This is a genomic window from Clostridia bacterium (assembly GCA_017554615.1).
GTDB lineage: Bacteria > Bacillota > Clostridia > UMGS1840 > HGM11507 > SIG450.
This window is the reverse complement of sequence record JAFZHY010000007.1, coordinates 1-11408: the sequence shown is the minus strand read 5'-3', so window position 1 is coordinate 11408 and position 11408 is coordinate 1. Positions and strand designations below refer to the sequence as shown.

Annotated in this window: 10 protein-coding genes and 1 tRNA gene; 2 read left to right on the top strand and 9 right to left on the bottom strand. The window is 32.4% G+C overall.

Annotation, left to right across the window (positions count from 1 at the left end; translation table 11 throughout):
* Positions 1 to 226: 226 nt before the first annotated feature.
* The 7 genes from IKZ35_01965 to IKZ35_01935 all read right to left on the bottom strand — a co-directional run bounded on the left by IKZ35_01965 (position 227) and on the right by IKZ35_01935 (position 7316).
* A complete protein-coding gene (locus IKZ35_01965; protein MBR4892729.1) occupies positions 227 to 1084 on the bottom strand; it encodes a hypothetical protein in 858 nt (285 codons plus the stop codon).
* Between the two features lie 28 nt (positions 1085 to 1112).
* Positions 1113 to 1406, bottom strand: coding sequence for a hypothetical protein (locus IKZ35_01960; GenBank protein ID MBR4892728.1), 294 nt, complete (start codon positions 1404 to 1406; stop codon positions 1113 to 1115).
* 33 nt (positions 1407 to 1439) lie between these two features.
* On the bottom strand, positions 1440 to 2009 hold the full coding sequence (locus tag IKZ35_01955) for a GGDEF domain-containing protein (GenBank protein MBR4892727.1): 570 nt from the start codon (positions 2007 to 2009) through the stop codon (positions 1440 to 1442).
* Positions 2010 to 2419: 410 nt separating this feature from the next.
* A tRNA-Thr gene (locus tag IKZ35_01950) sits at positions 2420 to 2494 on the bottom strand.
* 37 nt (positions 2495 to 2531) lie between these two features.
* The gene (locus tag IKZ35_01945; GenBank protein ID MBR4892726.1) at positions 2532 to 3875 is read right to left on the bottom strand and encodes a phosphoglucosamine mutase; all 1344 of its coding nucleotides are present in this window, start codon (positions 3873 to 3875) and stop codon (positions 2532 to 2534) included.
* A 2-nt stretch (positions 3876 to 3877) separates the two neighbouring features.
* Positions 3878 to 4543 (bottom strand): UDP-N-acetylglucosamine pyrophosphorylase, encoded by a 666-nt coding sequence (locus tag IKZ35_01940; GenBank protein MBR4892725.1) that lies wholly within the window; start codon positions 4541 to 4543, stop codon positions 3878 to 3880.
* A gap of 205 nt (positions 4544 to 4748) precedes the next feature.
* Entirely contained in the window at positions 4749 to 7316 is a 2568-nt protein-coding gene (locus IKZ35_01935; GenBank protein MBR4892724.1) for an S-layer homology domain-containing protein, read from the bottom strand.
* Positions 7317 to 7753: 437 nt separating this feature from the next.
* Between IKZ35_01935 and rny the strand changes: the two genes are divergently transcribed.
* Complete coding sequence (gene rny, locus IKZ35_01930) at positions 7754 to 9310, top strand: ribonuclease Y (protein ID MBR4892723.1); 1557 nt, start codon at positions 7754 to 7756, stop codon at positions 9308 to 9310.
* 315 nt (positions 9311 to 9625) lie between these two features.
* Here rny and IKZ35_01925 read toward each other — a convergent pair whose 3' ends face one another.
* Positions 9626 to 9868: a helix-turn-helix transcriptional regulator gene (locus IKZ35_01925; protein ID MBR4892722.1), complete on the bottom strand. Its 243-nt coding sequence runs from the start codon at positions 9866 to 9868 to the stop codon at positions 9626 to 9628.
* 117 nt (positions 9869 to 9985) lie between these two features.
* On the opposite strand from IKZ35_01925, the gene IKZ35_01920 reads away from it, so the two are divergent.
* Positions 9986 to 10711 carry a hypothetical protein gene (locus IKZ35_01920; protein ID MBR4892721.1) on the top strand — a complete coding sequence of 242 codons (726 nt, stop codon included), beginning with the start codon at positions 9986 to 9988 and terminating at the stop codon, positions 10709 to 10711.
* Positions 10712 to 10918: 207 nt separating this feature from the next.
* Here the strand turns inward: IKZ35_01920 and IKZ35_01915 are convergent, their stop codons facing one another.
* A complete protein-coding gene (locus tag IKZ35_01915) occupies positions 10919 to 11347 on the bottom strand; it encodes a patatin family protein (protein MBR4892720.1) in 429 nt (142 codons plus the stop codon).
* Positions 11348 to 11408 lie beyond the last annotated feature (61 nt).

The window sequence follows — 11408 nt, the reverse complement described above, 5'->3', positions numbered from 1 at the left end:
TCTTCGACCTTAAACGCAGAAAAATTTTCAAGATTTTTAATGCGAAGGACGAAGTCAGGCTGACGCCTTACGAGGACGACAAATTAAAAAGATTGGAATTTAACAAGTTTAAGGCATATTGTGTTCAAGTACTACTGCACTAAGTATACATATACGCCATATGTTTCGTCAACATCTTTTTTGTTATATATAAATTAAAAAACATCCCACTTTGTGAGATGTTTTTTTATAAATCTTCAATATTATCTGTTTCTTCTTCGCTTATAATCTGAATGGCGTCAGACGGTTTATCGTCATACACATTCATATTAAACTCATCATCCGAGGTTATTTTTTCATAATCGCATCCAAACTCTCTCATTACAAGAATTAAAACCAAAAGCGAGAAAGTGGAAATAACATTTGCAAGTACAGATAAACTGTAAATAAACGATGCACCCCTAAAGCATATAACTAAAAATATAATATTAAAAATAACAAGGAATGCTGTAAATATTACAGGATATAGGGGGGCAATATCATACACCGGCTCTCCCTTTACTCCCTTTTCAACGAGTTTAACCGTATTATAAAGGCCTGACAAATACGCCGAAAAAAGAATTACTCCCATTCCTAAAATAAGAATTATAAGAAGGATAATTGAGAATAATATTTCTCCTGAAGGAATACTTTTTGTAAGAATAAATACTGATAAAAGAAGAACTAAGGAAGAAATTCCCATATATACCATCATAAGAATTATTCCGTTTTTTATTCTTTTAAAGCCTGTTATTCTTCTTTCTTTTAACGAACGGCGTATCTTAAGAAGCCCTGAAACATTAAGTATTGACGGTAATAACAATATAAAGCACACCGCATATATAAGCAGGTTAGAACTGTTAAGTATGCTATCCATTACACCTAAGTTAACAAATTCTTCATTAAGGTCTACCTTTACAATACCACTGACAATATCAATAATTGTTTTTAATGGGCTCTCCAATAACCATGTTATAAAAGATAAAAGTAATGTAAGAGCAGTAGATGACACAAAAATACCAAATAAAGGTTTTTTAAGCATCCCGATATATCTTTTCTTTAACATTTTTAAAATTCACCTTTTTTTACTTATCTTAAGACTTTGGGCAGTCAATATCATTTAGTTTCTGTCTTAGTTCTTCTAATGAAGCATCTCTTTTTTCAATTTCTTCGCAAAAACTCTTAAGGCTTTCGGAAATTTCTTCTTTTTTAGTGTACATATCGTAAACCTTGCTTCCTAAAAGTTTAATCAGTTTTTCCTTATCAACCTCAACATTGTGAATATCATTATATATTTTAGCCTTACCTACAAGTTTCTTAGAGCCTTCTTCAATAGTTGTAACACCTTTTGAAAATTTCGCTTTTACTTTATCAAAAAATTCCATCATTTTTTATGTCTCCTTTTATTTTAATTAAATAAATTATTTCTTTGAAAATTTATCTGCATAAAGCATTTCATCAGCATATTTAAAGGCAGAAATTGCATTTTTGTTTATTATTGAATATCCATTGGAAATTCTTAAATCACTTTTATTGTCAAAAAGACGCCTTAAGTTTATTAATGAATTTATAACTTCTTGTTCAGTAGTATCTTTTGCAATAACAGCGAACTCGTCTCCGCCTATACGATAGACTGCATTCTGAGGTTGTGGGAAAATACTGTTTAAAGATCCTGCGACAAATTTTAAAACTTCATCTCCTGCAAGATGGCCTTTTGTATCATTGATTTCCTTAAAATTATCAATGTCAAAAAGCATAATTCCAACATCAAGCTCGTTATTGAACTTCTGCAAATCTTGTATATGCATATTATATGCATTTCTGTTATATACTCCTGTCAGCGCATCGGTAAACGCAAGAGTTTCAAGATCTTTTGCATCATTATTCTCTTTAATCCTATCTGAAAGTTTTCGGTTTATGTATATAAGCCTTCCATTTACTGCTAAAAGTAGTAAAATTATTACAAGCAATAAATATAAAAATTCCGTCATAAGTGCTCCTTTTAATGTATGAATCTTAAGTTATATTACTATACACCTATTTGCAAAAGTTGTCAAGCGTATAAGCGCAGTAGTTCTGCGCTAAAAACGAACTGTAATTTTAGTAAAAAGAAAAGACAACTTTCAAGTAAAAATTGTCGTTTCTTTTTAGGAAAGCCGCACCATAAGGATATTTATATTTTTAGTAAAATATCTCGCTTTGCTCGATGTGAAATAATTTACTTCGCAAATTGTGAAATAGAAAACTAAAGTTTTCTGTGAAATAAAATAAATCCTTTATCACACGCCGCAGGAGTATTTCATATTGCGAAGCAATATTTCACGCACGAAGTGTATTTCATAAATCCTGAAAGGATTTATTTCATTGAAAAAACGGCAAGGCAAAACTTGTCGTTTCTTTTTGGAGCTGGTGACAAGAATTGAACTTGCAACCTGAGGTTTACGATACCTCTGCTCTGCCTTTGAGCCACACCAGCAAATTTTAATAGGGGTAGAATTTTTCTACCCCAATTTTTAAATATTATATTCTTTTTGTTTTATTAAGTCAATAACACGGTCAACAAATTCATGGCAAAGATTTTCTTCTTTTGCTTCTGCCATAACTCTTATAACGGGTTCTGTTCCGCTTTTTCTTACTAAAATTCTTCCGTCATCGCCTAAAGTATTTTTTATCTGTGTAACTTCCTTTATAATATCTTCATCACTAAGCACTAAATCTTTATCTTTAACCTTTATATTTTTGGTTATCTGAGGGAAAACTTTAAAACCGTCGGCAAGTAAAGATGCAGGAAGTTTACTTTCGATATATGCTTCCATTATTTTAATTGCTGTTATAAGGCCATCGCCTGTTGTGGCATATTTAGAAAAAATTATATGCCCTGATTCTTCTCCGCCTAAAACATATCCGTCTTTTGCCATTGCTTCGTATACATATTTATCGCCCACATCTGTTTTAACATAGGAAATTCCCGCTTCATCAAGTGCTTTATATAAACCGAAGTTAGACATAATTGTTGTAACGATAGTATTTTTTATAAGCATCTCGTTCTTTTTCATATACTTACCGTAGATATATAAAATATGGTCTCCTGTAAGAATATTTCCCTTTTCGTCAATAGCAAGGCATCTGTCTGCATCTCCGTCAAAGGCAAAGCCTATATCAAGATTATTATCAAGAACAAGTTTTCTTAAGTTTTCTATATGGGTAGACCCACAGTCAAGGTTTATGTTAAGACCGTCAGGCTGATTTCCTATAACAAAGGTTTCTGCACCTAAAGTGTCGAAAATGCTTTTGGCTAACATCCAGGTACTTCCGTTTGAACAGTCAAGCCCAACTTTAATGCCTTTATAAGATCTTGTAACCAGAGTGATAAGATAACCTATATAACAGTTTCTTCCCAAAGCATAATCCACAGTTCTTCCTATTCCGCTGCCTGTTGCATAAGGAATTTCAGGAGTTTTAGAGTCAAGATATGCTTCGATATCCAAGATTATTGATTCTGCCATTTTTTCTCCGCGGTTATTTATAAGTTTTATTCCGTTGTCATAATAAGGGTTATGACTTGCTGAAATCATAATGCCGCAATCGAAATCTTCAGTTCTTGCTATATATGATACAGACGGTGTTGTTGTAACGTGGAGAAGATAAGCATCTGCACCACTTGCAGTAATACCCGCAGACAAAGCATATTCAAACATATAACTTGAACGGCGTGTATCTTTTCCTATAACAATTTTACATTTATGCTCCTTACCATAATACCAGCCTAAATATCTACCTATTTTAAAAGCGTGTTCCACGGTAAGATTAACATTTGCCTCGCCTCTGAATCCGTCTGTTCCAAAATATTTTCCCATTTTTATTGCTCCTCTATTTTCTTAACTATGCTGCCATTGTTTTTATATATTGAATCTTCTTTTACATATCCTCTTATCATAGAAAGAGGGTATATACTGGTGTTTTTTGCCACAACAGTTCCGGGGCATAAAACAGTATGGCAACCTACTTCCACAAAATCTCCTACTATTGCCCCGAATTTTTTAAGACCTGTTTCAAATTTTTCGCCGCATTTATTTACAACGACAGGTTTTTTATCATTTTTAACATTGGATGTAAGCGCCCCTGCCCCAAAGTGAGATTTATAACCTAAAATGGAATCGCCTATATAATTATAATGGGGAACCTGCACCTTATCAAAAAGAATGGCATTTTTAAGTTCGCTGGAATTACCAACAACTGCACCCTTTCCTACTATAACGCTTCCTCTTATAAAAGCACAATGCCTTACCTCTGCGTCTTCATCTATAATCAGAGGACCTTTAAGACTTGCAGTTGGCGCAACGGATGCACTTTTTGCAATCCAGATATCCTCTCCTGTTTTTTCAAACTTATCCTTTGGAAGTGTTTCTCCTATTTTTTTTATAAACTCGCTTATTTCGCTTAATATTTCCCAGGCATAATCTGTTTTTATAAGCAAATCTTTTGCAATAGTTTTATCTAAATCAAATAATTTTTTTGTTTCCATTTTATCCCCTCCGTCTGTATTTATTTTATCACAAATAAAATAAAATACAATATTTTCGACTAATTATATTATATCCCCCTTTTTTTCTATATATGAATACACGATACAAAAAGTCGGTGTTAGAAAGCCAAAACTTTTAAACACCGACTTTTCTATGAGATAAAAAAATACGGAGTGAAAATTTCACTCCGTATTTAAAGTTGAATTATTTTACAATTACTATTTCTTCTACTTTGTTGTCGTAAATTCTTATTAAAACTTTTGCAGGGTTGTTTTCGTCAAATCTTTCTATATCAGCAGTTGTTGCTACAGAGATTTTATCGTTTTCATAAGAGTAAACTGTTGCACCGTTTAGAGAGTAGTTATGAGCATCTCCTCCGTTAACAGTAACATTGATGCTTGTTGCAAATTTTCTTGCTACTTTACCGTAGATAAGTTCAGTTTTATCTCCCATAGTTTTTGAAAACTCAGTGTTTTTTGCATCTATATCAAATACTAAGTCAAACTTCTCAATTTCTCCGTTTGAGTTAAGTCTTACTCTTATAATATCTCCTGCTTTAAGTGCTCCTGAATCTTTTTTTAGAAGAACATCGCCGTCAGTTACAAATGTTTTCATTTCACCGTTATACGCACCGTATACCTTTTTAATTTCATCGCCGTCTTCATTTCTTGAAGTTGTGATTTTAGAAATTACAAACAACGGTTCTTCTTCGTTTGTTTTACCGTCTGAGTTTGTTACAATAACTGCTTTTGCAGTCATATCTTCTGTAACGTCAAATACAAGCACGTTATATTTTGAGTCATTTTCAAACATTTTCTTATCCCTTACTGTGTAATCGTCAGGGTCGTTTGAATTTTCAGGAATATCAAATACAATAGTTTCATCAGTTATATTAAACTGTCCTAATTTAGACGAGTTTGCCTTAAATACTACATCGTTGCCTTTAAAGTTATTTATAAAATCATATTCGTCTATATAAAGGTTTCCTGATGTTTTGTCTTCGTAAGTTTCGATTTCTGAAATCTTGCCTGAAGCGTTAGTTTTTATTTTGATAAGCTGAGATGTTGTTTTTCCGTCTTTTTTTACTACATCGACAACATCTTTTGAATAAGTTCCGTTTTTACCGTTAAATTTAATTTTTTCTTCGGCTGATAGTGTTTGAACTTTTGAATCAGTTGTTAAAATTTTAAAATTAGCAACCTCTTCAAGAGAACCTGTTACACCTGCACTTATAAGGTACGCATATGCTGAGTCTGTGTTTGATTTCTTTTCTACTGCTGCAATCTTTCCGAATGCGTCAAGATAGAATATACCCTCGTCTAAAAGTTTTAAAGGTGTTTTATAATTGTCGGCAACTTTATATTCTTTACCGTTAATTGTGAATTTATCTTCTGACATTTCTGTAATTTTACCTTCTGCAAAATCATTTGAAACTATAATTCTTATAAGTTTTTTATCTTTGGAAACTGTATAAGATAATACGTTCCATTCTTTTAAGTCTTTAAATTCAACTGTGTTAAGATTTTTGTCAACCATTGTGAAATGGTATGCATCATCAGATGGGTCAACTGTTAATGAATCGTTACCGTATTTATCGATAATTTTATAACTTCCCTCGATAACATCTTCAACAACAATATTTGTAAGTTCGTCTATAAAAATCACATCATATTTCTGGTCGCCTGTTGTTTCAACAAATTTAACAGTTCCTGCTAATGTGTTTTTTATAACGGATAAGTCTAAATTCATACCTACACCGTTATATATCATATAAAGTTTATCGGCAAGTTTAATGCTTTCAGGTCTTGAGTCTTTTTCTTTGTCAACCCAGTATTTAAATTCTTGTGCATTAATACTTTCAATGTTTTCGCCCTCAACAGTTACAGCATCTTTTTTAGATGAATCTGCTATTGCAAGGATGATTGTTTTTGTTTTGTCGTCTTCAATTTTTGCGTAGTAGTCTACATAGTATCCAAGCAGTGTGTCTGCGTTGGAATTTCCGATTTTAAAAGTTTCTTTGTTTATTATAACTTCTTCTTTACTTAGCCCTGAATCAGAATCAAGAGTTGAAAAACCGTTGGCTGTAATCTGGCCTTCGCCTTTTTCAACATTTAATTTGTCTTTTAAGATAGTTTTGTCAACTATTTCGTATTTAACATTTGAGCCAAAGCCTGTTTGTTCCATCAGTTTAACTGTTAAAGCATTGTTTGTCATATTTGCAACAATTCCTCTTTTAACAGGTTCTTCGTAATTAGATACTGCATTTTTTGCAATTCCTGTTTCAACACCAACTACAAGATATCCTGTAGGGTATCCACCTTTGGATAAAGCGGCAGGTTCATAACCTAATGCTCTTACTAAAATTGTCATCGCTTCCTGATATGTTATTTTGCTTTCAGGGTCAAATGTTCCGTCTGTACGCCCGATAACAAGGTTCTGGCTTGAAGCAACATTGATATAACCGTTTGCCCAGTGGTCAACCGCTACATCAGGGAACTTTGAAATGCCCTTAGATGAACTTGCAGCATCGTTAAGCCCTGTCATTACAACTGCAATTTTTGCAAATTCTGCTCTTGTAATACTATCTTCCGGTCTGAAGTTGCCTGTTCCGGCATCCCCTACCATAATTCCCAAAGCACCAAGAACATAAGCGCTTTCTTCGTACTTTGTTCCTTTAACGTCTTCGGCTATATTAAAAGCCATAGCCGGCATGAATGAAGATGCCATTATACATACAAGTAAAAAGGCAATACATCTTTGTAACTTTCTCATAAAAGAAATCCTCCCTTAATTTAGTTTACATAATATAAACGAAATAATTATATCTCTTTTGTATTACACCATTATATATTAAAAGATTTTTAATTACTAAGTTTACATATGTATTGTATTATGTTAACTGTCAAACTTAAAATTAAAATTTATTCAAAAGAAGATTCTGCCTGAATAAATTTCAAAAAATCAAGTTCACACTTTATTAGATTTTAATTTTCAAAATAAGTTTCATCCATATTTTTCTTGTATTAAATATAAATATAACTTGACAGTAAGCATAAAAAATATTACAATAAAAATGGTAAGTTAAATTATATTATGGGAAAGTGGTGTTTTTAACACTATACTACCTTTCAATATATTTATGATATTTTTCTTAAAAATTTTAACAGGCATAAAAGCCAAAGCAAAGTAACATAGGAGGTGCAATACTTATGCAAAACTTAGGTTTAGTTATGGGGATTGCTGCCGGCGTTAGTTTAATAATTGGTATAATAGCCTTCAGGCTGGGCATTTCATATAGAAAAAAGATTGCGGAAAGTTCTATAAAAAGTGCAGAAGAAGAAGCAAAGAGAATTGTTAATGACTCTTATAAAACCGTTGAAAATATGAAAAAAGAAAAGCTTATGGAAGCTAAAGACGAGATACATAAGAGCAGAGCAGAACTTGAAAAAGAAATTAAAGAACGTCGTGGCGAAATCCAGAAACAAGAAAAAAGATTACTTCAGAAAGAAGAAAATCTTGACAAAAAGATTGAGAATTTAGAATCAAGAGAAGAAAATTTAAAAGACAAACAAAAACAATTAGAAGAAAAAGAAGAATATGTTGCTGAAATTCAGAGAAGACAGTTAGAACTTCTTGAAAAAATTTCAGGACTTACAGCTGAAGAAGCAAAAACTTACCTTTTGAAAAATATCGAAGACAAAGTCAGAGTTGCAGCGGCTCTTAGAATTAAAGAAATTGAAGATGAAACAAAAGAAGTGGCAGACGAAAAGGCAAGAAATATTATTACATCTGCTATTCAAAGATGTGCTGCAGACCATGTTGCAGAAGTTACAGTTGCAACAGTTACTCTTCCAAGCGATGAAATGAAAGGAAGAATTATAGGTAGAGAAGGAAGAAACATCAGAACATTAGAAACAGCAACAGGTGTTGACGTTATCATTGATGATACTCCTGAAGCAGTTATTCTTTCATCCTTTGACCCTGTAAGACGTGAAGTTGCAAGATTATCTTTGGAAAAACTTATTTCTGACGGAAGAATTCATCCTGCAAGAATTGAAGAAATGGTTGAAAAAGCGCAGAAAGAAGTTGAAGCAACTATCAAAAAAGCAGGTGAATCTGCTACATTTGAAGTTGGTGTTCACGGTCTTCATCCTGAACTTGTTAAACTTCTTGGAAGACTTAAATACAGAACAAGTTACGGTCAGAATGTTTTAAAACACTCAATCGAAGTTGCCCACATTTCAGGAATTATAGCAGCAGAACTTGGGGTTGACGTTGTTCTTGCTAAAAGAGCAGGTTTACTTCACGATATCGGTAAGGCTGTTACTCATGAAGTTGAAGGCTCTCACGTTATGATTGGTGCTGATATTGCTAAAAAATATAACGAAGATCAGGTTGTTTTAAATTCTATTTTATCTCATCATGGAGATGTTGATCCTGAAACTGTTATCGCTTGTATCGTTCAGGCTGCAGATGCTATCTCTGCTGCAAGACCTGGTGCAAGAAGAGAAAACATTGAAACATATGTTAAACGTTTAGAAAAACTTGAAGAAATTTCTTCTTCATTTAAAGGCGTTGAAAAAACATTTGCAATTCAGGCAGGTAGAGAAATCAGAATTATGGTTAAACCTGAAGATGTTAATGATGAAACAATGATTGTTGTAGCAAGAGAAATTGCAGAAAAAATTGAAAGCGAACTTGAATATCCGGGCCAGATTAAAGTTAATGTGGTGCGTGAGACAAGGGCTGTTGAATACGCCAAATAAAGGGGTGGGGATGTTAAAATTCCCCATAACGCGCAAAAAAGAAAAATAAATTATATTTTATATGTGCTTGTATCATATGCAAGCACATTTTTTTATAGTAAGTTCTAATAAGGTATAAATCGCAATATTAAAAATAATAAGTGATATTATATTCGCCCTTAAACTTGCGAAGCAAATATCACTTGAACGAAGTTCAAATATAACTGCGTAGCAATATCACTCGGCGTAAGCCGAATATAACTGTGGCACACTTCCTTACGGAGTGTGCCACATAAAGCATCAAAGATGCAATTCATTGATATTTACTATATACTTCTATTTTATTTCCTGCTCTAAATTATCAAAATCTTCTGTTGAGAAAAATTCTCCTAAAGTTATCTCCAAGCCATCACAAAATTTCTTTATAGTTTTTATAGATACATCTCTTCTACATTCACTCATCATACTATAAGCAGTTGACGGTGTAACTCCTGATGCATTGGCAAGTTCATTTATTTTCATATTTCTTTCTCTTAATAACTCATCAAATCTTTTTACAACTATATCTTTAACATCCATTTTAAAACACCTCTTAAAGATATTTTAAACCAGTTTGCATTTTTGCGTATACGCACTTGCGTATTATTAAAATATATGTTATAATTTTCTTACTAAATTTATTGGAGGTTTGCACATATGAAAGCAAAAATCGTATTTATAACAACAATCTTTAGCCTGTTATTTAACGCAGTTACACTTGCAGACGGTCAGGCACAAACAATTACTGTTAATTTTAATTCTGTTAACCTTAATGTTAATGGAACTTATGTATATGCTGATAATATTCTTTATAACGGTACCACCTACATTCCACTTAGAAAAACAGCAGAAACCCTTGGCTGTGAAGTCGGATGGGATGGCGAAACAAAAACTGCAACTCTTACACAATATAACGAAAAACCACATATAGCCTTTGTATTCCATGACTTATATAAAGCAAAACGTATTTGTGAGTTATGTAATAATATATATCGTATCACTAATTTTAATTTTACCAAATCTTATTGGAACACAACTTTTCACAATAGTAATAAAACATATTACGAAGGGATAGAAGAAAACATAAAATATATATCTGAATACTATGAAAGCCTAAAAAAATACAAGGATACAATGTATATTTTGCTTTCAGATATTACACCAAGGGAAACTTTGGACAACCTATACTTAAAACTTGATGAAGCATTTAATAAGTCAGTTTATATTTATTCTCTTGTGAAGAATCTTATAGAATCTTCAGGATACATATGTACAGAAGATGAATTTACAAATGATATTCGTTTGCTTTTTGAAATTACAGATGAAATTGATTATATTTACAACAAACTGTATTCAGATTATCTGCTTTATTTATATAATTAAGTGTACATTTGCGACAAATATGAGAAATTTTTCCTATCCCCTGTGCATAATCCCAATATTAAAAATAATAAGTGATATTATATTCGCCCTTAAAACTTGCGAAGCAAATATCACTTGAACGAAGTTCAAATATAACTGCGTAGCAATATCACTCGGCGTAAGCCGAATATAACTGTGGCACACTTCCTTACGAAGTGTGCCACACAACTAATAATTCATTCCATCTCTATATCCTTTATTATAAAGGTTTTTTATTTTTTCAAAATCTCTTTCTATTCTTTTAATGCCGACTGGTTCATTTGGGCAAATGATTTTAACTATTCCCTTTTTCTCAAGTTCTCTTATTTCTTCTATCTGTTTATTATAAACTTCGTGCCTTACTTTTAGTGCCTCGTATATTTTTGGATATTTTCTGTAAAAGAACTTAATAAACCCTAAGTTAGACTGCTTGTTTTTTATATAACCCCTATGTTGTGTAAGAACAACTGTCAGTTTATCGCATCCGTCTTCCAGAGCCTTTTTATATGGGATAGGGTCTGAAATGCCACCGTCTAAGTAATAACCGTTATAAAGTTCTACAAGTGGGGAAACCAAAGGAAGAGCGCAAGTTGCCTTAGTGCAGTAGTACTTGAACACAATATGCCTTAAACTTGTTAAATTCCAATCTTTTTAATTTGTCGTCCTCGTAAGGCGTTAG